This window comes from Paraburkholderia azotifigens (genome assembly GCF_007995085.1).
Lineage (GTDB): Bacteria > Pseudomonadota > Gammaproteobacteria > Burkholderiales > Burkholderiaceae > Paraburkholderia > Paraburkholderia azotifigens.
This window is the reverse complement of sequence record NZ_VOQS01000005.1, coordinates 2,567,762-2,590,473: the sequence shown is the minus strand read 5'-3', so window position 1 is coordinate 2,590,473 and position 22,712 is coordinate 2,567,762. Positions and strand designations below refer to the sequence as shown.

The following is a 22,712-nucleotide window of genomic DNA, read 5'->3' as shown; positions in this document are numbered from 1 at the left end:
GCGCACTCGTCTTCATGCACTGGGATTCGAATGAGACGACCGCATGGTACCGAGCTGCAACAGCATTGAGCAATGGATTCCTCGTCAATTTGATCCTTTCTAGCATTTAATTGAGTAAATACGGTCTCGAAATCTATGTCCAGTGAACTTACAGTAGAGGCTCTTAACCACCTGATGAAAACGTCCCCACGATGAGCCGTTGCCCTGTTCCAGTCGTTCAATCCTCAATTGGCGCAACCGCTGATAGCTTTGTGCGGGTCAGCAACGTTGCCGGCACCAAAGTCCCGAATGCGTTCACAGCGTCTGGATCACCTTCGACGGCTTCAATGGGCCAGCTCAATCGAGCAGGACGCCTACAGCGCTTTGAATGACAGCAACTCTGCATAGAACGAAAGCAATCTTATAGTCGAACCTGTCGCTTTAACCATAGGAGTCAGCATGACCAACGCAAGCATCAAGACCAATGCCGTCATCGAATGTATCCTGAGCCGTAGCGCCGCCAAGTACTATGACCCCGCCGCCACCTTGAGCGACGAACAGATTCGCGAACTGGTGCGTATCGGCACTTCGGCGCCCACGTCCTTTCACTTGCAGAACTGGCGCTTCATCGCCGTCCGTACACCTGAAGCCAAGGCCAAGCTCAGTCCGATCGCCTGGAATCAGCCCGCGATCACCGATGCCGCCGTTACCTTCATCGTCTGTGGCCAGTTGGCCGATTCGAGCGTCATACCTGATCGCCTGGCTCCTCTCGTCGAAGCCGGCGTCATGCCAGCAGAGATGGTGCCGGAATGGGAAATCCCTGCGCGCGGCCTGTATAAGGAGTACCCCCAGCGGCAGCGAGACGAGGCAGTGCGCAGTGGCACCTTTGGCGCAGCAGCGATGATCTATGCGGCCCGCTCACTCGGACTGGGGTCTACGCCGATGATCGGCTTCGATGCCGAAGCCGTGCACCGTGAGTTCGGTTTGGCCGACGATGAAGTGCCGGTCATGTTGTTGACAGTAGGTACAGAGCGTGCGGGAAACTGGGCACAGAAGCCGCGCCGGCCCGTGGCCGATGTTTTGGACCTGGTATAAGTGAGTCGCCGCAACGGTGACCGCGGCGACAGCGACAGATTAACCGGCCGACAAGTGAGAGGCAATCGCACACCACTTCCCACTTGAAGGCCAAACCAGCTTCGACCCTGCCTTGGGCACGAAGTAAGCCGACGGACAGCTCCTACACGGGCTTCCTTCAAGTAGTAAATTTAATTACTTCAGGAGTACTTAAATGCCGAGAACTATTGCTCTATCACCGGAACAGGTGCCTGCCGAGTCGAAACCTACTCTCGATGCTTTCACGAAAAACATCGGATTCACTCCGACCATGATGGCATCCTTCGCACAAAGCCCCATCGCATTCAACGCGTGGGCGACCCTGCTTGGTTCCTTGAGTAAGGCGCTCGACGTGAAGACGCGCGACAGCATCGGTCTGGCTGTCTCCGAGGTGAATGGCTGCAACTACTGTCTGTCAGTCCACAGCTTTACGGCGAAGCATATGGCCCAGCTGCCGCCGGAAGAAGTCGTACTCGCCCGAAAGGGCCACGCGAGCGATCCGAAGCGTGACGCCGCCGTCCAGTTCGCACGCAAAGTCATCGAGACACGCGGCCAGGTCACTGACGCAGATCTGAAAGCCGTCCGTGATGCCGGGTACACGGATGCGAATGTAATGGAGATCGTGGCGCTAGTCGCCATGTATTCCCTCACGAACTTCTTCAACAACGTGTTTGACCCCGAGAAAGACTTTCCCGCCGTTACACCGGCTGGCTCAATCTGAGACCCTACTCGGTTGCTTGAGCCGTCTCACGGAGCCCCTGGAGGCCCCGTGTGATGCGCACATACGCCGGAGCCCGGGCACCTAGAGGAAAGAGCCGAGGGAAGGTGTCCGGACTTTCCGTAGAGACGACCGGGTCAAGGAGCAAAATGTGACACTCAATCATTCGATTTTCACGCGCTGGCCGGCGAAGCACCCAGATAGGCTCCAGCTCTTTTCCCTGCCAACACCCAACGGCGTGAAGGTGGGGATCATGCTGGAGGAGACGGGTCTCGCCTATGAGCCTCACCGCATCGACATCATCGCAAACGAGAATCAGGATTCGGCTTTCATCGCGCTCAACCCTAATGGCAAGATTCCAGCGATCTTCGATCCCAACGGGCCGAGCGGCCGGCCGCTCGCATTGTTCGAATCGGGAGCAATCCTGATCTATCTCGCCGACAAGACCGGACGGTTCCTCTCGGCCGATCCTAACGCGCGCTACGAAACAATCCAGTGGCTGATGTGGCAGATGGGTGGTGTGGGTCCGATGTTCGGCCAGGTGGGCTTCTTCAACAAATTCGCCGGTAAGGGATACGAGGACAAGCGCCCGCGCGATCGCTATGCCACCGAGTCAGCACGTCTGCTCGGCGTTCTTGACGAACGGCTGGCGACTCGTCAATGGGTAATGGACTACGGATATAGCATTGCAGACATCTCGCTGCTCGGCTGGGTACGCAACCTGATTGGCTTCTATGAGGCACGGGAACTCGTCGGGTTCGACCGGTTCAAGAACGTCCAGCGCTGGCTCGACGATGGTCTCTCACGGCCGGCAGTACAGCGCGGACTGCAGGTGACGGCAGCATAACGAAGGACCAAGGGAATAAGAGTGCCTACAGCGGCTATTGATCGCCGCATATCATGGTCAGTGCAAGAATACATTCCGCGTCTCATCATCCCTAGCGTTCTTATTTGAGGAGCATTCTATGGAACCATTCGAGATCCGTGCCGTCCAGAGCGCCGATTTTGATATCTGGCTTCCCCTGTGGAAAGGCTACCAGCGATTTTACGATGTGGATATCCCGGAAACCGTTACGCTGCGAACGTGGGCACGCTTCTTAGATCCGGCAGAACCAATGGACGCAGCGCTTGCCATCGCAGGAGAACAAGCGTTAGGGCTGGTGCATTTGATCTACCACCGATCGACGTGGACGACCAGCAACTATTGCTACCTTCAGGACCTATTCGTTGCCGACAATGCGCGTGGCCGCGGCGTCGGCCGGGCGCTGATCGAGAATGTTTTCGTCGATGCAAGACGCAATGGGGCGGCCCGTGTGCACTGGTTGACGCACGAATCCAACGGTAACGCGATGCAGCTTTACGACCGCATCGTTGATCGTTCGGGGTTTGTTCAATATCGAAGACAATTCACGTGATAATTCGCGCAGGCTTGACTTCATAGTTCGCTCGCCGCCTCGCCATCCTTGTGGTCGCAGCACCAGGTTGATGGACTGCGGCGCACCGGGCGCCATTTGGCCGTACTTTGCGGCAGCGTCATTGGGAAACTTGTTTGCTACCAGCATACGATGCTAGAGCGTCGCAAGTTACGGGACTCCTACATCTCGAGTCGACTGGGTGAGCCATCCCCTGCAAATGGGCACCATCGCCGGCCAGCTACGCCCTTCACACTCACGGTGCGTGCGGCGAGGGAATCCAGGCCCCGCAGGCCTGCTCGCGCTTGCTGGTCATCCGCTACCGGGGCCTGGCATTTCCGCCCTGCTCACCGATCCAGCGAGGCCCGTGGAACCCGCCTGATCTGGCTGGCTTGTGCGGCATGTCATCCGCCATCTTCATGCGGCAGTTTCAGGACAAGCTCGGACGCTCGGCCACCGAAATGCTCACTGACTTCCGCATGAGCCGGGCCGCCAGTAAGCTCACAAAGCCTGCGAAGCTGACTCAGTCGGATACCGGTCCGTGGCGGCATTTCGACGCGCGTTCACCCACAAGATGGAAATAACACCGGGGCGATGGCGGCCTCTCATGAGCGCAGGCTAGGATTAGCGGCTGCTTCAACGTCACATACCCGAAATCACACAGGTTGACCTAGCGGTACCCGCACCGCAAAGCCGATCACCCGGCGTCGCGGCCGGCATCGAAGATTTTCAGACCACGCCAATCGCGTCAGGTTTTCGCTTGCGCTTCATACGGCGCCGCAAACAAAATCACGGTCCTGGTCGCCTCTGGGAATTCGCTTACCGTTGACGCCCTCCCCGCCCTCAGCCTTTCGGCTGCCGTGCCTGGCGCGCAAAGGACGGGGATTCCTTCTGCAAGACGGTGACGTCCCGCGACGAGAATGTTCACTGCGGCGTTGATGTCACGATGATCATACGCGCCACATTCCGGACAGGCTCATTCTCTTCGCCTGTTACAGCAGCTCCAGATCTGGGTTGAGTACTTTTCAACGACCTCAATGAACCATACGCCCGCGCAATCGCTCTTGTACTGCAGCATGGTCAGGAACAGCCTCCAGCCCGCGTCGAGCACGGATTTCGTCATTCGTGTCCTCTCAAGCGCCGAAGCGTTGACATTGCCGACGAAAATGGCGCCGTACTCCTTCACGAGCGTCGTGGAAGCTTGTGCAACTGGTCTTTCCGTAAGTTTTGATTTTCGCGTGGAGCGTGTGTAGGCGCACCTTCTTCCGCGTGCGTTGGGCCTGGGCAAGCTTTGCTTCGATCCCCGGCCTGAAGGCCCGGGCGTTCAGGCCACGTCGGGGTAATTTTTCTATACGCACGTATAGCCGCGTCAACGCTCCGGGACGTCTCGAACGTGGGTAAGCTTCTTCCCAACAGTCAGCCGTAAAAAAGCGACGTTACGTCGATGCGCAGGCCCCATCCCGTCGGGGTTCCGCATAAGGTCAACCTATCACCAAATCGAACACAAGTGAAAAATCTGAAAGGACTCCTCAAGCATCGAATTGTTCGCGGCTTCTCCAGCTCAACGTCTCGTTCACTTATTGGAGCCGCCTCCTTGATGGCGCTCTCACTCGCCGCGCCAGGACTTGCTCGTGCGGATCAGTTTGGAGTACAGGTCGCGGGCGGCATCGCAAACAGTCATGACGTGCACGAGAGTAAGGTAGATCTCGGTGGTGTGTGGGATCCACAGTGGTCATGGTGGGAGATCGGTGGCTGGCATTTCGCCGCAGTCTTGGAAGGGCATGTTGCTTACTGGCACTCGAGCAAGGCGGATGCGCATGACAATGTTTTCGAGTTTGGCGTGACGCCCGTCTTCCGTTTCATCAAAAGTAGTGGCGCGATTCGCCCTTTCGTTGAGGCCGGAGTCGGCGTCCGACTGCTTTCACACCCGTCAATTACCAGCCACTATACGATGTCCAGTGCCTTTCAGTTTGCAGACATGGTCGGCGTGGGAGCAAGCTTTGGGAGCCGCCAGCAGTATGCGGCCGGTTTTCGCTTCCAGCACCTATCTAACGCGAGCATCAAGGAGCCAAATCCTGGCATTGAGTTCGAGCAGCTATATGTTCAGTATAATTTCTGACCACTTCGATTGACGGTCCGGTTGCCTCGAGGCGGACGTATGCGAGACAGTTTCACGACACGTACGGTATATGTCGATGAACGCGAGATTCGCTCTTCATTTGAACCGGATACGCTGCGACATTCTTCGAATGCGATCTGTTCAACGAAGTGAACGAACGCAACCGAAGGACTGGAATCTTGGCAACACGCGCTGCATCCTCCGTCTCTCAGTTTGATCTGAACAGCCTGATCACTCTCCTCGAGGTTCAGGTAATCGGGCTCTCGGAGTGCCTGGTTAGCCCCGGTTTCAGGCTCGGTACGGCCCGTCAGTCGACCTGTTCGGGACGCTTTCCACTCCCATCGTTGAGCAATTTGACGCTAGCGACCACCTCGAGCGTCAGTTGAAGACAATGCTCCAGGAACAACTGGCGCATGAAATCACAGCTGGAGCGATGAAGGGCGCCTTGTTAAAGCAGGTCATCGTCGCTCTGCTGCGCCGCTCTGTCAAATCGAAACAACCTGTGTGAAGAGCGCTTTTCCTTGCTCAGCGACCCGGAAATTGCGCGAGCCTTCGCTCAAATAGCCGCGGATCCCCGTGCAAATCATACAATTGCAAGCCTCGCGAACACGGCTAATCAGAGCCGGTCAATCTTCATGTCACGTTTTACCAGTGTCATTGGACGCTCGCCCGATGCAGCTTTTGCGCGACCTTCGGATGCGGCAGGCAGCCTCCCAGCTTGACTGGGCATTTACCCTGTCGGCTTTGCACGTGCCTTCAAGGAATTTCACGGCAGAGGACCGCGCGATTATCAACAGGCGAAGCGCACGTGACGTGCCGCGTTTAGCCGATCATCTGGGACAACCTCGGCACATGAATCCGGTTAGGAAAACTTCCCCCGTTACGATCGCCTGACCTAGTATGCGCCGCTGTCCACACAAACTTTCGTCAGTTTCCGTTCTATGATACAGCCGCGTTTTCCGCGCAATGGGTATTCCGGCTTCTTTTGCCAACGTGAACCATACGACAGAGGCTGTAGCCCTATGGGCTGGGGGCTCAAACAAGATATCGGCTGACTGCAACGCGCTAGAGATGGTGCTGCACCCACGCTCCAATAGTTGAAAAAAATTGCCCGCCAATGGAGAACATTGGCGGGCATTTCAGGGGCTCTATGGCGTGAGCACACTGTCCGGGATAAACAGCCCAACAGTGAGATCGAGCGTAAAGTGCGTTCCAGCGGCAGTCAAGTTACGTATTGCGTTAGACAGTAACGGTATCGAGTATGTCGAACGCTCAAATCCTCTTCTCACGCACATCTATGGCCAATAGATTGAGCCCTCTCGGCCGGGTCTGTGCGGAAAGCAGGCACAAAATCAGCCGGCTGTCTCTGACTTCCTCATACGGTGTGAGCACTGGACAGGCTTCATGAGAGCGCATTAGCCAACTCGCTGGTTCGTACAGATATAGCCAAAGATGAGTCGGGAACTGTCTCGCGCCACCGCATGCGCCCCAAAGTAGCTCGGGCCGAATCAAGCCTTGACAAGATCAAAACGACGGACTCACCACTGATAGTGAATAGCGGCCAAGCTCCACCCCGGTTATCTGATGCGGCGGCACCACTGTCGGTTTAGAACCCGATGTCGCAGTCCGCGTCCGGTCGTTGGAACTCCAATATCCATACGTCATCTTTTCCTGGGCTAATTGCGCGCTAACCTCGTCGTTGGCCGTTAGGGGCGCCGATTGAGCGAATGACGGGACACTCGCCAGTGCGATGGTCGCTGCGACGACGAATTGAGCAATTTTCATGAGTTCCTCCGGGAGGTGTTTGGTGCCTGATGTCTCGGGTCCAATGGAAGCATTTTAGAGGGATGTATTCCTGGAATTGTGTACTATCGGAACAATTCATTGTTGTCAGTTTGTGAATCCCACGTGAATCATTCAGATATGCGCCGATGCACGATTACCAGAGTTCCCGTTGGCCTGCCCTAACGAACGATTCGATTTGTCAAATTGTTCGAACCTCTATTAAGCATCGTTACCGCGTAACGATGAGCGGCCACCGAGTGTCGATTACAGAGGGTATGGTTACCCTTGATAATCGTAAGTCACACTGCTCGACGCGATATACTGATGCGGCACCGCGACCGCTGCGTCTCTGAGCCTCGCGTGGCTGTTATTCGCCCAACGCGCGAGTGACGTTCTACAAAAGTTTCACATCGTCGCCCATGCGTCCAAGGCGCTTGATACGGTGCGTCGCCAACAACAGAAAGCCGACCCGGAACTCAAACGGATGCGCTGGACGCTGCACAAGGACGCCAGCAAACTGAACATTGCGCAATTGACCGACCTCGAGGCGCTGCTCAGGCAGTACACCACTAAGCGAACGGCCCGCGCCTGGTTATATCGCGAGCAGTTGCGCGTGATTCTCGAACGCAAGCAGATTCATGTCGTCTCAGATTTGCTGCAGCAATGGTGTACCAATGTCATGTGTTCGAAAGTCGAACCGATGAAGGATGTCGCACGATTGATTCGTCGACACTTCGACGGCATCGTTGCGTGGGCCCAGACTCGACAGACCAACGACTTCATCGAGCCATCAGCGGCTTTTTTTCCGGCTGTCAACCGCAAGGCGCGTGGCTACACGCGCTTCGAAACAGTGCGAATGGTACTGTTGCTTACTGCTCCCAAACTCGACTTCTCGGCGTTCAACTCGCATGCCCGCTATGGGCCGTGTTACCCATTGCATGCTCAAAAGAGCCATAATTTTTCTCTTTCAATTGCCGAGGACAACGTGTCTGCATCCAGCTTGAAGAATGATGTATTTCTGCGCTCACTTTTGCGCGAGCCGGTGCCCTACACTCCGATTTGGCTGATGCGCCAGGCGGGTCGATACCTGCCAGAATATCGCGTGACACGCACGCGCGCTGGTTCTTTCATGGGGCTGGCACGGAGCTTGGACTACACAATGGAAGTCACGCTGCAGCCACTTGCGCGGTTTGATTTTGACGCGGCCATCTTATTCTCGGATATCCTCACCGTCCCGCATGCAATGGGCCTTGGCCTGGACTTCGCGGAAGGCGAGGGGCCCCGATTCGCACGGCCGGTTCGCAGCGAGGACGACGTGAGGAAGCTTGCCGTGCCCGATATGGAGAAGCTGCGCTACGTGTTCGATGCAGTCAGCGCTATTCGACGCGAGCTTGACGGCAAGGTGCCGCTGATCGGCTTTGCAGGCAGCCCCTTTACCATCGCTTGTTACATGGTAGAGGACAGGGTAGCGAGGATTACCGTTTGATCAAGACGATGCTGTATTCGCGCCCAGATCTGCTGCATCGCATTCTAGAAATTAACGCGGAAGCCACGCTTCAATATTTGAACGCGCAAATCGCTTCGGGCGCACAGGCCGTGATGATATTTGACAGTTGGGGCGGCGTGTTGGCAGACGGACTTTTTCAGCACTTTTCGCTTGCTTACACCAGAAAGGTCGTGGGCGGATTGACCCGTGAACGCGATGGCCGACGCGTGCCGGTTATCGTCTTTACCAAGGGAGGCGGACAATGGTTGGAACAGATCGCTGCGTGCGGTTGTGACGCAGTGGGCTTAGATTGGACCGTCGACTTGGCGTCTGCGCGCCGGCGCATCGACGACGCCGTGGCGCTGCAGGGTAACCTTGACCCAATGGTGTTGTTTGGCGGAGCGGGGGCCATCCGCAAGGAAGCGCGCCGCGTGCTAGACGCCTTCGGCCCCGTCGGCAAGGGAGGGCATGTGTTTAACCTGGGCCACGGCATTTCGCGTTTCACTGAACCCGATGCCGTGTCCGAACTGGTCGATGAAGTCCACCAATATAGCCGCTCGCTGAGACGGTGATACAGTGATCGAGGCGACGATCTTAGCGTCGACGGCGCAACTATGCGACAGCCTCTTCAGATCTGGGAGTTCACAGGCGCATAGCTCGCAGTAGCATCCGGCGCCAGTGGCTCATCACCCGAGTGCTCCAACCAGCCCCCGCCGAGAGCCCGATACAGGTCAACGATGCTTGTCCATCGCGCGAGTCGAGTCACGATCAACTGTTGCTCAGACGAGTAAAGATCGGTTTGCGCCGTCAGCACCGATAGATAGCTGTCGGCGCCGTTACGATATCGCGCGGACGCCAGGTCAAAGCGGCGCTGCTGTGCGTCCTGGTTGCTTCGAAGGGCGGAAATCTCATTGTCGTATGTCCCACGCGCAGCAAGGCCGTCCGCGACCTCACGGAATGCCGACTGTATGGTTTTCTCATAGTTTGCAATCTGTATCTGTTTTAGATCATTTGCTCGATTCAGGTTCGCGGTATTCGCGCCTCCCTCGAAAATCGGCAAGGCCACTTGCGGGGCGAAACTCCACGCCGCTGACCCAGCCTTGAACAGGTCCCCCAATGTCGGACTCGCCGTGCCGAAAGCGCCGGTGAGAGAAATTCTGGGAAAGAACGCGGCCCGCGCTGCTCCAATGTTCGCGTTAGCTGCAATCAGCTGCTCTTCGGCCCCCATGACGTCGGGGCGGCGTGAAAGCAAATCCGACGGCAACCCCGCGGGAACATCTGTTAACAGATCCTGGGCGTCGAGTGACAACCCGGGCGGGAGATCGTCCGGCAACGGTTCGCCAATTAGGAGCACGAGCGCGTTCTCAGCTTGGGCCCGAGCACGGGCTTGTGCTTCGAGATTTGCCCGTGCATGGTCTACGACACTCTGCGCCTCCTTCAGGTCAAGTTCAGAGCCAACTCCGGTGTCAAACTGAAGCTTCGTTAAGCGGTAGGATTCCTGCGCTGTCGATAGCGTGTTTTTCGTCACATTCAGGAGGTCATCGTACGCAAGCAACGTTAGGTACTCGTCGGCGACCTGCGCCACAAGTGCAATCTGGACTGATTTTCTTGCCTGTGCTGTTGCAAGATATTGCGCCAGAGCTGCTCCGCTCAGACTCCGAATGCGTCCCCAGAGATCGATCTCCCAAGACGTGTTTAGCCCAACGCTATAATCCCTCGAAACGGTTCGTCCAGAGACTGCCAAATCCTTGGGCGTCCGTTGTACGTTCGCCCCGGCCGAGGCGTCGATAGCAGGAAGTGAAGCAGCCCGGGTTATGCGGTAGCGCTCGCGATCGGCGTCCACGTTGAATACGGCCACGCGCAAATCGCGATTATTTCTGAGAGCGATTTCGACAAGTTTTTGCAATCTAGGGTCGGCGAAGAATTCACGCCATCCAATATCGGCCGCAGCGCGCTCCTTCGCACTTCGGTCTTCACCGCCGTGACTCGGCTGCGTTGCATACACTCCGCCCGTGGGATATAGGCTCGAGATTGGCGCAGTAGGGCGTTGGTACGCAGGAATCATTGTGCAGCCTGCCGCCATAAGCGTTCCAGCTACGATGGTAAGGACCAGGGGTCTCATTGAGGGTCTCATTGCTTTCGTCATCACGATGGGTAGGCGCTTACTGCTCATGCTCCTCTACGGCGCGCGTGGCCTCATCGATACCACCGCCCTGGCGAGCGAACATCGTTCGCACCTTCACGTAGAACATCGGAATCAGGAAAATCGCCAGGAACGTCGCCGTCAGCATCCCGCCGATCACTCCTGTTCCGATTGCATGCTGACTAGCGGACCCTGCGCCATTACTGACGGCAAGCGGAAAGACTCCAAAGATAAACGCGAGGGATGTCATGATGATAGGGCGCAGCCGCAGGCGCGCCGCCTCGAGTGCCGCATCAATCGGAGCCATCCCTTGCTTATCCTGCAGTTCACGCGCGAATTCGACAATGAGAATCGCATTTTTTGCTGACAGTCCAACGGTCGTCAAAAGACCGACCTGGAAGAAAACGTCGTTCTCAAGACCTCGGAGTGTCGTGGCTAGCAACGCGCCGACGACGCCGACCGGCACGACCATAATTACAGAGAACGGAATCGACCAGCTCTCGTATAACGCCGCGAGACAAAGGAACACAACGAGAATCGACGTTCCGTAGATGAGCGGAGCCTTCGACCCAGACTGAACTTCCTGGAACGACAACCCAGTCCACGAATAACCGATGCCCGCAGGCAATTTTTTCGCGAGCGCCTCCATTTCCGCCGTAGCTTGTCCGGTGCTCTTTCCAGGCGCAGCCTGACCCAAAATCTCCACCGACGACACGCCGTTGTAACGTTCGAGCTTCGGAGAGCCGTACGCCCACCGGCTGTCAGCAAAAGTGCTGAACGGCACCATTGTCCCGGCGTCGTTACGTACATACCACCGACTCAGGTCTTCGGGCGTCCTCCGGAATGGCGCGTCAGCCTGAACATAGACACGTTTGATCCGACCGTCGGCGTCGAGGAAGTTGTTCACATATTGAGATGCCCACGCAATCGACAAGGACTGATCGATCGCGGACGGCGACACGCCAAGGGCCTGCGCTTTCTCTCTATCGATATTGACCTCGTATGTGGACGTGTCGTTTAGGCCGTTAGGACGTACCAGCGACAGTACCGGATCCTCGGAAGCCATCTTTAGCAGTTGATTTCGGGCATCCATCAGAGCCTCATGTCCAACGCCAGCGTTGTCTGTCAACTCAAAGTCAAAGCCAGATGCCGTACCTAATTCACGAATCGCAGGCGGGTTAAAGGGAATGACTTTTGCATCCTTGTACTTCGCGTAGTGTGCGGCCACACGCCGGATCAACATATGAACACTTTGATCTGCGTGCTGGCGCTGTTCGAAATCCTTCAGTTTTACAAACGCAAGACCCGCGTTCTGAGCCCGTCCGGCAAAGCTGAACCCATTCATCGTAAAAACCGAATCTACGACGTCCTTCTCGCTAGTCAGCAAGTAGTCGTTGATGTCCGAAAGCGTGCGTCCGGTAATTTCCTTCGTCGAACCGGGTGGGGTCTGCACAATGACGAACATGTACCCCTGGTCCTCGTCGGGAAGGAAGGACTTCGGCAACTGTATGAAAAGTGCTCCAACGCCCGCGATAACGGTGAGGTAAATCAGTATCCACCGCCCCGAGCGTCGGATGACGTGATGCACACCACCTTGGTATTTGACGCGACTCAGATCGAACATCCGGTTGAACCAGCCGAAGAAACCTCCATTTTCGGTCTGATGACCGCGCGGAATCGGTTTTAGGATCGTCGCGCAAAGCGCCGGCGTCAAAATCAGTGCAACGAGCACCGACAGGACCATTGCCGAGACAATAGTCACGGAAAACTCTCTGTAGATCGCGCCGACAGACCCGCCAGAGAGTGCGACCGGAACAAATACCGCCGACAGGACCAGCGCTACGCCAATCAGCGCGCCGGTAATCTGTCCCATCGCCTTGCGAGTTGCCTCTCGTGGTGAGAGCCCCTCTTCCATCATCACTCGTTCTACGTTCTCAACGACCACGATCGCATCGTCGACAAGCAGGCCAATTGCGAGCACAAGTCCAAACATCGACAGCACGTTGATCGAAAAACCGAGCACGTTCGCGATGCCAAGCGTGCCAAGCAAAACAACAGGTACGGCAATGGTTGGGATCAACGTTGCACGCAGGTTCTGCATGAACAGGTACATCACGAGAAAAACAAGCACTATCCCTTCGATCAGTGTCTTAACGACCTCTTCGATAGATTTGTGCACGAACGGTGAGCTATCGTACGGATAGTGGACCGCCAGTCCGTGAGGGAACGACGCCGACAGCTCCTTCACCTTCGCTTGAATTGCGCTGACCGTCTGCAAAGCATTGGCACCCGGCGCAAGTTGGATTCCGAAGCCGGCAGCGGGCTGCCCCTTAAACTTGATATCAAAGCTGTACGTTTCGGCGCCCAGCTCAATTCTAGCCACGTCTTTCAGACGTACCTGCGAGCCATCTTGGTTAACCCTCAACTGAATGTTGCCGAATTGCTCTGGCGTCCGGAGAAGAGTGGCTGCGTTAATGGTGGCCTGCATTACCGTGTTCGTTACCGCCGGCGTGCCTCCGATCTGCCCGGCAGCAACCTGCACGTTTTGATCGGATATTGCATGAGTAACGTCTAGTGGCGTGAGCGAATAGTTAGTCAGCTTGGACGGATCGAGCCATATCCGCATCGCGTACTGCGAGCCCAGCAAACGTGTCTGTCCCACACCGTTGATACGGCTGATAGGATCTAGAACATGCGACGCGACATAATCCGTCAAGTCAACGTAAGACATACTCCCATCATCGGATGTAAAAGCGATCCATAACAGGTAGCTGCTCGTTGATTTCGTGACTTGCAAGCCCAGCTGCTGCACGGCTTGGGGTAGAAGCGGTGTCGCAAGCGATAACTTGTTCTGCACCTGAACCTGTGCAGTGTCCGGGTTTGTGCCCGGTGCGAATGTAATTGTAATCGTGGAGCCGCCCGAATCATCGCTGTTCGACGACATGTACAGCAGATGATCGAGACCGCTCATTTGCTGCTCGACGACCTGAGTCACCGTACTTTCGACGGTTTTTGCAGAGGCACCGGGATAGTTTGCTGTGATCTGGATCGCCGGCGGCGCGATTTGTGGATACTGGGCAACTGGAAGCGCGACGATGGACGCTGCGCCCGCAAGCATCAGGATAATCGCAATCACCCACGCGAAAATCGGGCGAGCGATAAAGAACTTAGACAATTGACGCTACTCCTACTCAAACGCCAGAGGCTACAGATTGTGAAGCAGGTGCACCTGGTGAAGCTCCGCGTCGGGAGACAGGTTCCGCGGAAGAGCCCATTACTGTCGACGCATTTGTTGCTGGAACAGCCTTCACGGTCATACCGGGCCGCACTTTTTCCGTGCCTTGTACGATCACTCGATCTCCCGGCTGCAAGCCGCTGTCGACGACCCAGTCACTACCGTACGTTCCAGCGGTGACGAGTGAGCGCGCGACCACCTTGTTATCGGCACCAACTACCAGTGCATTCGCCCGCCCCTTCTGATCGTGCGTGACACCAACCTGCGGCACCAGAAACGCATGTTCATCAATGCCTTTCTCTATGCGTGCCTGGACGAACATGCCAGGCAGCAGCACGCGATCGGGATTCGGAAAAACCGCCCGCAACGTTACGGAACCTGTGGATTGGTCTACGGTTACGTCAGAGAATTGCAAAGTCCCCTTGTGCGAATACTCACGACCGTCTTCAAGAATCAACGTGACTAGAGCCGCATTTGCACCGGACGTTTCCAGACGCCTCTCTTGAATCTCGCGACGAAGCTTGAGTCCGTCGAGGCTGGCTTGTGCGACATCGACATATACGCGATCTATCTCCTGAATGGTATCCATCAAAGTCGCCTGACTCGCTTGAACATATGCGCCCGGCGTTACCTGCGACACGCCAGTGCGACCTGTCACGGGTGAGATTACGTCGGTATAGCGCAGATTGATTTGCGCCGTCTCAACTTCCGCCTTTCCTGCGGCGACATCTGCAGCAGCTGCTCTCTCCGCGGAGACGGCGTTCTCGTAATCCTGTTCACTAACCGCACTCGCCGCGACCAGCACCTTATCCCTCTTCGCCAAAGCAGTCGCGGTAATGAGATTTGCTTCGGCCTTAGCAAGAGCGGCCTTTTCAGCATCTACCTTCGCGATGTACGGTGCGGGGTCGATCTTGTAAAGGCGTTGACCTGCCCTTACCTCACTGCCCTCAACAAAGTCACGACTAAGTACAATCCCGTCTGCTCGTGCACGCACCTGTGCAACCAGATACGCGCTTGTGCGTCCCGGTAGCTCAGTGAAGATGGACACTGGCTGTGGATTTACCGTCACAAAGCCGACTTCAGGTAGTTGAGGGCCTGGAACGGATTCTTTCTTTCCGCACGCCGCTAATCCAATAGCAGAAGCCGCAATCGCGGTTATTAAGTGAAAAGTTTTTCTAGTAAGCATGTGCTACATCTCGTCAGATCGGTCGTATCCTGGTTGGCGTGGGCGACGTAAGGGCGGCTTTAAGGCGATCAAATCGGTCATTTCATGGGAGCAAAGGGGGTAATAGCGCGGACGGAAAAGCGAATCGCGTGATGCGGGTCTCAGATAAGCTTGTAGACGCAGACCGAATGAAAGCGCGTTTTGCTATCTGTGACCCGAAGAACACCGTCGAACAGCAGGCGAGGCGTCCCTTTGAGTCGCAAGCCGTCATTGTGATCCGTGAGTCTTTTCGGGACCGTTGGGAGCGCTCGTAATGCGTCGACAAGATTCCGAACTATCCACCACATCCCTCACCGGAAATTTTTCAGGAAAACCTGCCTGTGCAAACACTTGTTCAAACCACCCATTTGAAACACCAACCAACCGATGGATGCTTTATGCCGACAAACAGATGAGTTGAATGTGGTCCTCGGTATCGCGTCGACTCAAGCACTTTGATATTCAGGCGTCGTTCCTGCCGTGCAAACCATCCGTGGTTGAAATCGAACCTTCATTCCGTCCAGTCCGCTCTGTGTTGCGCACAGACCGGAACACCCGCGATGAAAATTCAAGCGATGCCGTCAGTTTCGCGCGGGCAACCGCAATGTCGCCCGCTGTCGGGTCTTCCCCCGCCAGATAAACGAACTCGGTGCTATGAATCCCGATAACGGAAAAAACATGGCGCAGATACGGCGTTAGAAAATCAGGTTGACTCGCTCTTTCCCCAAAGCATGGAGTGCCAGACCTAATAAGAACGAGTGTCGGGCGGTCTTTGAGTAGCCCAATTTTCCCCCGGGTCCCGCGTTTGAAAGTGCGCCCATCACGCACAATGTGATCAATCCATAACCTCAACGCCGAAGGCACGGCGAAGTTATGCATCGGAGTGGAAATCAGCACGTAAGAACTCTGCTCCAGTTCATCAATCAGTTGTTCGGAATCCGGGAAGGCATCGGACGTATGTGTCCATGACTCAAATAGACCTTGCGCGTACGCCGCTGAAAGGGCGCGCAACCCATCAGTAGCGACGTTGCGCGTCACGAGACGGACTTCCGGGCGTCCAAACTGGAACTGTTCGATAGCGTCGCGTGCCACCTGACCACCCAGCGAGCGCTCACCGTGCGGGCTGCATTCCAAGAGAAGAAAGGTGCTCATCAGTCAACCGCCTCAACAAAATGCAATCCTGTTGCCAGTAAGCCTTGTCGGAAGTAAAAGCGCTGAGCAAACGCGTTCGACAAACCTGTGTCGAGCACAAGCCGATCACAGCGCAGTCGTTTCGCCTCTTCACGTACCGCTTCAATCAGTCTCCGACCGAGGCCTTGGCTGCGTACGCCAGCGCCTACCACCAGATCATCGATATAGACGAAACGACCGTACAGCAGGTTTTCCTGGAACCGATAACCCGCCAGCGCAACGATCTCTTCTCCCTGCCATGCAGCCAGCAGCCGGTAGCCCTGTTCTGATTGCCTTCGTAACTGCGCGACAAAGGCTTCCGGCCCGATTAGATTCTGTCGCAACTCCAGCATGACGGCATAGCAGGCGATACAATCTTGATCGTTGTCGATATGACGTAAGGAGGTGAATGTCATGGCGATATCCGAGTTACCGAGTCGCCAGTTTAGAAGAAGGGTGACCTACTCAACAGGCACAAGAAACACTCAATCGACTGGGACATCGAGATGGGCTTACCTGACTTCAAGTCGCTGACAGATCACGAGTCGCCGATCTATTTGCAGCTGTATTGGCGTTTTCGAAATGCAATCGCCACCGGCAAGCTGGCTCCTGGCGACCGCGTGCCTTCGATTCGAAGTCTCGCGAGTGAACTGAATCTCGCACGCGGTACTGTTGAGGCGGCATATCAGATGTTGAGCAGCGAGGGGTATCTGATAGGACGTGGACCGGCCGGCACGGTCGTGTCTCCTCAGCTTGATGGGCGCGTCAGCGCGACGACACCGGTTGGGTCGAGCATTCCTTCCCGATCAAGTCACGTGAAACAAGCCGGCTCCAAGCCTTTGCAATTGGGATTGCCCGCACTGGACGCTTTTCCCCGGAAAACCTGGGTTCGGCTCGCAGGGCGAAATTTGCGCGCGATGCACGTCGCGGACATGGTCAACGCGGATCCAAGCGGATATGAGCCGCTGCGGCGGGCGATTGCTGCTTATCTGGCGGTTTCACGCGGTATCGCCTGCACGCCCGATCAGGTTTTCGTAACTGCAGGATACCGCGGAGCACTGGAACTGATTCGACGCACTTTGTTCCGGCATGGTGATAGCGGCTGGTTCGAGGATCCAGGGTATCTGCACGCTCGACGGTTCCTTGAGGATGCCGGCATGCAATTGATTCCGGTGCCAGTAGATGACGATGGCCTGAACGTCGAAGCCGGTCTGCGTCACGCGGTTGACGCCCGGTTCGCAGTGGTTACGCCAACACATCAAAGCCCCTCCGGCGTCGCCCTGTCACTGCCCCGAAGATTGGCGTTATTGGATTGGGCGCAAGCTCAACGCGCATGGATCATCGAAGACGATTATGACAGCGAGTTCAGATACGACGGCCGGCCCCTTCCCCCTCTGAAAAGCCTGGACCACGGGGGGCGGGTGCTATATGCCGGCACCTTCAGCAAGGTGCTATACCCGGGATTGCGACTGGCCTACCTGGTGGTTCCGGAGCATGAAATCGACAAGTTCCGGAACTCGATGGCGCAACTCGGAAGCAGCCCAGTCCTTTTTCAGGCCACCGTCGCCGATTTCATGGAGCAGGGCCATTTTGCTCGGCACATCAAGAAAATGCGTTCACTTTACGCGACAAGACGCGATTATCTGGTTCAGGCTTTGGCTCACGTGTTCGGCGATATGCTGCTGGTTCCGGAACGCGCGGGTGGAATCCATGTGGTTGCGCATCTAAAACCAAAGTACAACGATAAGGCATTCGCTGCCGCTGCCAATGCCAAAGGTTTAGCAATAATGGCCTTGAGCGAATGGTGCATACGCCGTCGATCGCCGGTTGGACTGCTGATGGGATTTGCCAATATTGCCACTCCGGAGCAAGCTTTAAAGCAAGTCCGGCGGTTGAGAGAGGCCTTCGATCACTGATTGTCAACAATCCTGCCGCTTATGAACAGCATCTTGGTTTCAGGCCGCGCGCGTTCGCCAATCCCGCCGGCGAATATCGGGTGTCTAGCGACTTCATACCATGAAATAGACCTCTGAGCTGACAAACAGGACTCCGATGCCGGCGCACCGTAACATGTCTTCCAGAGTACCACCGGCCATTACTGGTCGTCGCCTATCACCCATTACGCATCTGCTATGGGTCACCTACGAGTTATGAGTTCGCGTTTGCTGATTCAGCCAGAAGGGCGACTAGCTCACCGCAGTGGAGACGGAAGCCAAATAGATCATTTCTGCGGTAAGACACGCCGGCGCCGCCATGATGTGCATCATCCGCGGCGTTCCTTTGCCCGTGCCAATTGGCCGAACGCCCAGGTGTCGCCGGCAGAGGGCGCGGCTATAATGAGCTTCAGTTCATAATTGTCCATTTCATGCCGCGCCTTCGCGCGGCACTTGTCTTTTGCCTATGCGCCTCAATCTCGAACGGTCATTGGAGTTTGCTGCGGCTCGTCGCGTCGCCGTATTGCTGATCAATCTCGGCACGCCCGATTCGCCGACGCCTCGCGCCGTGCGGCGCTATCTGGCGCAGTTCCTGTCCGATCCGCGCGTCGTCGAGATTCCGTCGTTGCTGTGGCAAATCATCCTGCGTCTGCTGATTCTGCCGTTTCGAGGCGTGGCTTCGGGGAAGAAGTACGCGGCCGTGTGGATGCCGGAAGGCTCGCCGCTGCGCGTGCACACTGAGAAACAGGTGGAAGGGCTGCGGCATCTGCTGCAGCTGAACGACTATTCCGTGATCGTCGATTACGCGATGCGCTACGGCACGCCCGGCATTCCCGCCATGCTCAATGAGTTGAAGCTGGCGGGCGCCGAGCGCATTTTGCTGATGCCGATGTACCCGCAGTATTCGTCGTCGACAACGGCCACTGCCTTCGACGACGCGTTCGCCGCGCTCAAGCGCATGCGCAAGCAGCCGGAAATCCGCACGGTGCGTCAGTACGCGGATCATCCCGCCTATATCGCAGCGCTCGCCGCGCAGGTGAATCACTACTGGCATGCGCACGGCCGCCCGGATTTCGCGGCGGGCGACAAACTGGTGCTGAGTTTCCACGGCGTGCCGAAGCGCACGCTCGATCTGGGCGACCCGTACCACGAGCAATGCCAGCAGACGGCGTCGCTGTTGATGCACGCGCTCGGGCTCACGCCCGTCGAGTGCCGGGTCACGTTCCAGTCGCGTTTCGGCAAGGCAGAGTGGCTGCAACCCTATACGGCGCCGACGCTAAAGGAACTGGGTGCGGCGGGCGTGCGCCGGGCGGACGTGTTCTGTCCGGGTTTCACGGCCGACTGTCTGGAAACGATCGAGGAAATCGGCATGGAAGTGCGCGACGAATTCGTGCACGCCGGCGGGAAAGTTTTTCACGCGATTCCCTGCCTGAATGCATCGCACGCGTGGATCGCGGCGCTCGGCGAAATCGTTGCCCAGCACCTGCAAGGCTGGCCGGTCCAGGCAAGCACGCCGCAAAGTGCTTCCGTGGCTTGAAATTGCGCCTCCCGCCAGCAATCTTTCAATGTGCAACCGTGCGATGGCTTACGGCGTCCGGAATAGCCTGAAGAAGCATTGAAGGGCTACAAGAATTCAACCGAACCGGGCGCTTGCGTACGTATCGACAAATGGCTGTGGCCAGTGGTGACGTCGATCAACCTGTCGCATATCGCTATTGCTGTCACCGGCTTAGTTTTGTTACCGCGTAACGGCTAGACGGACGCTCAACATTACGCGGTCGCCCAAGGCACCTACACGACTGCGTCCACCGAACACCACTTAATCGTTACCTTATCGCAGGTGTCTGGTGAAAATACGCAACTCATGCCGTTTTGCACTTTAGCCGGACAGCGTCACTGAATGCCATCATGTCCGTTACGCAGTAACGAAGTGTCATGAGTTGAATTCACTACGCTAACGTTTATTTTCCCTGCAGACGACTGAGCCATTGTAGTCCCGATTAGCACGTCGTGTCTGGCCGCATCGAAGATCTGTGAATTTGGAGACTGCCATTGCGGCCTCCAGAGGATATGAATAAGCCTTCAGAAGCATCCGAATCACTGGCCAGAAGCTCATGTAAGATCGCTGGCGAGAAGAGCACATGCACCGGCAAAAGCATTCCGCCTACAAAGAGGAAGAGGAAAGCAACATGAATCAGTCTCCCGAAATCGGCGATAGGATCACCGACAAATCCACACCACCCGATGAGCGAACTCTACGCGACTGGATGGGGGCCGATGCGTTCAAACATTGGACCCGTCTGCAAAGCTGGATCGACGCATCCTACCCTGGTGTTTTCGCACCCGACTGGCTCTATGGCGGCAAGAAACGCGGTTGGTCACTGCGCTACAAGAAAACCAAGGCCTTCTGCACCTTGTTGCCCGAATACAGGATGTTGTCCGTTCTCGTCGTCTTAGGGCGAGCGGAGCGGGAAAAATTTGACGAGCGTCGTTATTCCTGGAGCCCGAAGTTGGTGAAGCTCTACGACGATGCTCATCCATACCCCGACGGGAAATGGTTGACCGTTGCCGTCTCATCCGCAGATGACCGGCATGAGCTGATAGAGCTTGTAAGTATGAAACGCCCGCCGCTAACGCGCGGTTGAATATCGTGCAAGCGTTAAGCCCTGCGGCCTACGCGCCCAGCTTCGCGCTCGCGGTCACGCCGCGCGCGATTTTCATCAACGCTTTCCCTAACGCCGTTGTGCCACTTGCGACATTCGAGGGCAGTGCTGAAATAGTCGACAGCGGCCGCTTAGCTCTAGAAGTAGCTCAACCCGAGCGCGCCTTTGACCTCCGACAGTGTTTCTGCGGCCACCTCTCGCGCACACATCGTACCGCGGCGCAAGATTGCGAGCACCTCGCCCCGGTCTTCCTCAAGCTCGCGACGGCGCACCCGAATGGGTTCGATAAGTGACTGTAGTCGCTCGTTTAGGACCCGTTTTACCGCACTATCGCCCAGACCTCCACGACGATAGTGCGATTTGAGCTCGTCAACTTTCTGTACGTCGGGTTCAAATGCATCGAGGAACGCGAACACGACATTACCCTCTACCCTACCAGGATCGCTTATCCGCAGGTGGTTCGGGTCCGTATACATGTCGCTGACCGCCTTCGAAATCTCGTCCTCAGTGGCTCCCAGAGTAATCGCGTTACCTAGCGATTTGCTCATCTTGGCTTTGCCATCGACACCGGGCAATCGAGTAACCTGCGAGAGCACGGCTTCACACTCGACCAGTACAGAGCGGTCAACGGTGTTGTTGAAGCGGCGCACCAACTCGTTCGTCTGCTCGATCATAGGTAACTGGTCATCGCCCACAGGTACGTGCGTTGCCTTGAACGCTGTTATATCCGCAGCCTGACTGACCGGATACGTCAGGAAGCCGGCCGGAATGTCTCTCTCGAAACCCCGTAGTCGAATTTCCTCCTTGATCGTGGGGTTACGTTCTAGACGCGCGACGGTTACGAGGTTGAGGAGATACTGAGAGAGCTCCGCCAATTCTGGTACCTGCGACTGGATGAGAATGGTGGACTTCGTCGGGTCGATTCCGACGGCAAGATAATCGAGTGCTACTTCAATCACATTCTCGGTTACTTTCTGGTGTCGACCGACGTTGTCGGTCAACGCCTGTGTATCTGCGAGAAGCAGGAACTGCCGTGCTTCATGCTGCAACTGAACTCTTGCACGCAACGACCCGACATAGTGGCCGAGATGGAGCGGGCCCGTGGTCCGGTCCCCGGTCAGGATGGTAGGACGGTTTTTATACATTATCGGCTACAGCCCTATCGTTTAATGGTACCAGTCTCAATGGCAGGGAGCCTCAAACGCCGCCAGGCCCGGAGGCGTCAGGTGGCGCAACCAAAGCCACTGCAGGCCCCATTGTTGCGGATGATCTCACTCACCAGCCCACAGTTACGGTAACGATCGTCGCCCCTTTTAACCTGTCCGACAGGTCAATGTGAAGCGGGCGCCCCCCGTACCATCTCGCGAAGCCGGTTTTCACACGGTGACCGACGACGATCATATCGGCGCTCAATCGTTCGAGCAGCTGAGAGATCGCATCCACAGCGTGGCCAAATACGAGATGGCCGCATGCAGAAATTCCATTCATATTTAGCTCGTCGATTGCGTACTTCAGGTCAGAGCGCGCGTTTGCTTCCATTTGCAATACCAAGACTTCATTCATCATGCCCCCAGCGATGGCTCCCGTGCCAATGCAATCGACAACCGCGACGACATCGACAACGGCCGCAAGCGCTAAAGAAAGCGAGGCGCATCGAAGCAAAGCGGACTTTGCTTCGGTTGTTCCATCATAGAACAGTAGTATTCTGGAGTCGTTCGGCATTTGCAAATTAGGCGTAGCAGTCAATGGAG

Annotated in this window: 19 protein-coding genes and 3 pseudogenes; 12 read left to right on the top strand and 10 right to left on the bottom strand. The window is 56.4% G+C overall.

The window, feature by feature from the left end:
• The first annotated feature begins 438 nt into the window (after window positions 1-438).
• The 5 genes and pseudogenes from FRZ40_RS43610 to FRZ40_RS45685 all read left to right on the top strand — a co-directional run.
• Window positions 439-1,074, top strand: a complete 636-nt coding sequence (locus tag FRZ40_RS43610; protein WP_147238409.1) for a nitroreductase family protein — start codon at window positions 439-441, stop codon at window positions 1,072-1,074.
• A gap of 193 nt (window positions 1,075-1,267) precedes the next feature.
• Window positions 1,268-1,813 (top strand): carboxymuconolactone decarboxylase family protein, encoded by a 546-nt coding sequence (locus tag FRZ40_RS43605; protein ID WP_147238408.1) that lies wholly within the window; start codon window positions 1,268-1,270, stop codon window positions 1,811-1,813.
• 148 nt (window positions 1,814-1,961) lie between these two features.
• The gene (locus tag FRZ40_RS43600; protein ID WP_147238407.1) at window positions 1,962-2,657 is read left to right on the top strand and encodes a glutathione S-transferase N-terminal domain-containing protein; all 696 of its coding nucleotides are present in this window, start codon (window positions 1,962-1,964) and stop codon (window positions 2,655-2,657) included.
• 118 nt (window positions 2,658-2,775) lie between these two features.
• Window positions 2,776-3,225, top strand: a complete 450-nt coding sequence (locus tag FRZ40_RS43595) for a GNAT family N-acetyltransferase (RefSeq protein WP_147238406.1) — start codon at window positions 2,776-2,778, stop codon at window positions 3,223-3,225.
• A 246-nt stretch (window positions 3,226-3,471) separates the two neighbouring features.
• A pseudogene (locus FRZ40_RS45685) lies at window positions 3,472-3,844 on the top strand (helix-turn-helix transcriptional regulator); the annotation flags it as partial.
• A 354-nt stretch (window positions 3,845-4,198) separates the two neighbouring features.
• On the opposite strand, the gene FRZ40_RS46425 reads toward FRZ40_RS45685, so the two are convergent.
• Window positions 4,199-4,300 (bottom strand): zinc ribbon domain-containing protein, encoded by a 102-nt coding sequence (locus tag FRZ40_RS46425; RefSeq protein ID WP_420873950.1) that lies wholly within the window; start codon window positions 4,298-4,300, stop codon window positions 4,199-4,201.
• Window positions 4,301-4,819: 519 nt separating this feature from the next.
• On the opposite strand from FRZ40_RS46425, the gene FRZ40_RS43580 reads away from it, so the two are divergent.
• Complete coding sequence (locus FRZ40_RS43580) at window positions 4,820-5,341, top strand: acyloxyacyl hydrolase (protein WP_193567090.1); 522 nt, start codon at window positions 4,820-4,822, stop codon at window positions 5,339-5,341.
• Between the two features lie 382 nt (window positions 5,342-5,723).
• Window positions 5,724-5,849: a hypothetical protein gene (locus tag FRZ40_RS45920; protein WP_275671123.1), complete on the top strand. Its 126-nt coding sequence runs from the start codon at window positions 5,724-5,726 to the stop codon at window positions 5,847-5,849.
• Window positions 5,850-6,613: 764 nt separating this feature from the next.
• On the opposite strand, the gene FRZ40_RS46420 is transcribed toward FRZ40_RS45920, so the two are convergent.
• Both FRZ40_RS46420 and FRZ40_RS43575 read right to left on the bottom strand, forming a co-directional pair.
• Window positions 6,614-6,853, bottom strand: coding sequence for a DALR anticodon-binding domain-containing protein (locus tag FRZ40_RS46420; protein WP_420873928.1), 240 nt, complete (start codon window positions 6,851-6,853; stop codon window positions 6,614-6,616).
• Window positions 6,854-6,865: 12 nt separating this feature from the next.
• Entirely contained in the window at window positions 6,866-7,126 is a 261-nt protein-coding gene (locus FRZ40_RS43575) for a hypothetical protein (protein WP_147238404.1), read from the bottom strand.
• Between the two features lie 374 nt (window positions 7,127-7,500).
• On the opposite strand from FRZ40_RS43575, the pseudogene FRZ40_RS43570 reads away from it, so the two are divergent.
• Together FRZ40_RS43570 and hemE are read left to right on the top strand one after the other, a co-directional pair.
• A pseudogene (locus tag FRZ40_RS43570) lies at window positions 7,501-8,039 on the top strand (transposase); the annotation flags it as partial.
• Between the two features lie 72 nt (window positions 8,040-8,111).
• Window positions 8,112-9,184, top strand: a pseudogene (gene hemE, locus FRZ40_RS43565) (uroporphyrinogen decarboxylase).
• Between the two features lie 56 nt (window positions 9,185-9,240).
• Here the strand turns inward: hemE and FRZ40_RS43560 are convergent.
• From FRZ40_RS43560 to FRZ40_RS43540, 5 genes are all read right to left on the bottom strand, one after another.
• The gene (locus FRZ40_RS43560) at window positions 9,241-10,734 is read right to left on the bottom strand and encodes an efflux transporter outer membrane subunit (RefSeq protein ID WP_147238403.1); all 1,494 of its coding nucleotides are present in this window, start codon (window positions 10,732-10,734) and stop codon (window positions 9,241-9,243) included.
• A 40-nt stretch (window positions 10,735-10,774) separates the two neighbouring features.
• Entirely contained in the window at window positions 10,775-13,930 is a 3,156-nt protein-coding gene (locus FRZ40_RS43555) for an efflux RND transporter permease subunit (RefSeq protein WP_147238402.1), read from the bottom strand.
• A 16-nt stretch (window positions 13,931-13,946) separates the two neighbouring features.
• Complete coding sequence (locus FRZ40_RS43550) at window positions 13,947-15,176, bottom strand: efflux RND transporter periplasmic adaptor subunit (protein WP_147238401.1); 1,230 nt, start codon at window positions 15,174-15,176, stop codon at window positions 13,947-13,949.
• A 480-nt stretch (window positions 15,177-15,656) separates the two neighbouring features.
• Complete coding sequence (locus FRZ40_RS43545) at window positions 15,657-16,346, bottom strand: FMN-dependent NADH-azoreductase (protein WP_147238400.1); 690 nt, start codon at window positions 16,344-16,346, stop codon at window positions 15,657-15,659.
• Complete coding sequence (locus tag FRZ40_RS43540; protein WP_147238399.1) at window positions 16,346-16,780, bottom strand: GNAT family N-acetyltransferase; 435 nt, start codon at window positions 16,778-16,780, stop codon at window positions 16,346-16,348. The genes FRZ40_RS43545 and FRZ40_RS43540 overlap by 1 nt, the downstream gene beginning before the upstream one ends.
• 90 nt (window positions 16,781-16,870) lie before the next feature.
• Here FRZ40_RS43540 and pdxR point away from each other — a divergent pair, with 90 nt between their 5' ends.
• From pdxR to FRZ40_RS43525, 3 genes are all read left to right on the top strand, one after another.
• Window positions 16,871-18,280 carry a MocR-like pyridoxine biosynthesis transcription factor PdxR gene (pdxR, locus tag FRZ40_RS43535; protein ID WP_147238398.1) on the top strand — a complete coding sequence of 470 codons (1,410 nt, stop codon included), beginning with the start codon at window positions 16,871-16,873 and terminating at the stop codon, window positions 18,278-18,280.
• Window positions 18,281-18,764: 484 nt separating this feature from the next.
• Complete coding sequence (hemH, locus tag FRZ40_RS43530) at window positions 18,765-19,835, top strand: ferrochelatase (RefSeq protein ID WP_147238397.1); 1,071 nt, start codon at window positions 18,765-18,767, stop codon at window positions 19,833-19,835.
• A 652-nt stretch (window positions 19,836-20,487) separates the two neighbouring features.
• On the top strand, window positions 20,488-20,943 hold the full coding sequence (locus FRZ40_RS43525; protein ID WP_054924293.1) for a DUF3788 domain-containing protein: 456 nt from the start codon (window positions 20,488-20,490) through the stop codon (window positions 20,941-20,943).
• Window positions 20,944-21,098: 155 nt separating this feature from the next.
• Here FRZ40_RS43525 and trpS read toward each other — a convergent pair whose 3' ends face one another.
• Window positions 21,099-22,106, bottom strand: a complete 1,008-nt coding sequence (trpS, locus tag FRZ40_RS43520) for a tryptophan--tRNA ligase (RefSeq protein ID WP_420873927.1) — start codon at window positions 22,104-22,106, stop codon at window positions 21,099-21,101.
• Between the two features lie 130 nt (window positions 22,107-22,236).
• On the bottom strand, window positions 22,237-22,683 hold the full coding sequence (locus FRZ40_RS43515; RefSeq protein WP_240057523.1) for a universal stress protein: 447 nt from the start codon (window positions 22,681-22,683) through the stop codon (window positions 22,237-22,239).
• Window positions 22,684-22,712 lie beyond the last annotated feature (29 nt).

Excerpts from the sequence above, each read along its gene's own strand:
- FRZ40_RS43545 (WP_147238400.1), bottom strand. The coding sequence starts at position 16,346 with ATGAGCACCTTTCTTCTCTTGGAATGCAGCCCGCACGGTGAGCGCTCG.
- FRZ40_RS46425 (WP_420873950.1), bottom strand. The coding sequence starts at position 4,300 with ATGCTGCAGTACAAGAGCGATTGCGCGGGCGTATGGTTCATTGAGGTC.
- hemH (WP_147238397.1), top strand. The coding sequence starts at position 18,765 with ATGCGCCTCAATCTCGAACGGTCATTGGAGTTTGCTGCGGCTCGTCGC.
- FRZ40_RS43610 (WP_147238409.1), top strand. The coding sequence starts at position 439 with ATGACCAACGCAAGCATCAAGACCAATGCCGTCATCGAATGTATCCTG.
- pdxR (WP_147238398.1), top strand. The coding sequence starts at position 16,871 with ATGGGCTTACCTGACTTCAAGTCGCTGACAGATCACGAGTCGCCGATC.
- FRZ40_RS43525 (WP_054924293.1), top strand. The coding sequence starts at position 20,488 with ATGAATCAGTCTCCCGAAATCGGCGATAGGATCACCGACAAATCCACA.
- FRZ40_RS43540 (WP_147238399.1), bottom strand. The coding sequence starts at position 16,780 with ATGACATTCACCTCCTTACGTCATATCGACAACGATCAAGATTGTATC.
- FRZ40_RS43580 (WP_193567090.1), top strand. The coding sequence starts at position 4,820 with ATGGCGCTCTCACTCGCCGCGCCAGGACTTGCTCGTGCGGATCAGTTT.
- FRZ40_RS43515 (WP_240057523.1), bottom strand. The coding sequence starts at position 22,683 with ATGCCGAACGACTCCAGAATACTACTGTTCTATGATGGAACAACCGAA.
- FRZ40_RS43605 (WP_147238408.1), top strand. The coding sequence starts at position 1,268 with ATGCCGAGAACTATTGCTCTATCACCGGAACAGGTGCCTGCCGAGTCG.
- FRZ40_RS43595 (WP_147238406.1), top strand. The coding sequence starts at position 2,776 with ATGGAACCATTCGAGATCCGTGCCGTCCAGAGCGCCGATTTTGATATC.
- FRZ40_RS43575 (WP_147238404.1), bottom strand. The coding sequence starts at position 7,126 with ATGAAAATTGCTCAATTCGTCGTCGCAGCGACCATCGCACTGGCGAGT.
- trpS (WP_420873927.1), bottom strand. The coding sequence starts at position 22,106 with ATGTATAAAAACCGTCCTACCATCCTGACCGGGGACCGGACCACGGGC.
- FRZ40_RS43560 (WP_147238403.1), bottom strand. The coding sequence starts at position 10,734 with ATGAGACCCCTGGTCCTTACCATCGTAGCTGGAACGCTTATGGCGGCA.
- FRZ40_RS43550 (WP_147238401.1), bottom strand. The coding sequence starts at position 15,176 with ATGCTTACTAGAAAAACTTTTCACTTAATAACCGCGATTGCGGCTTCT.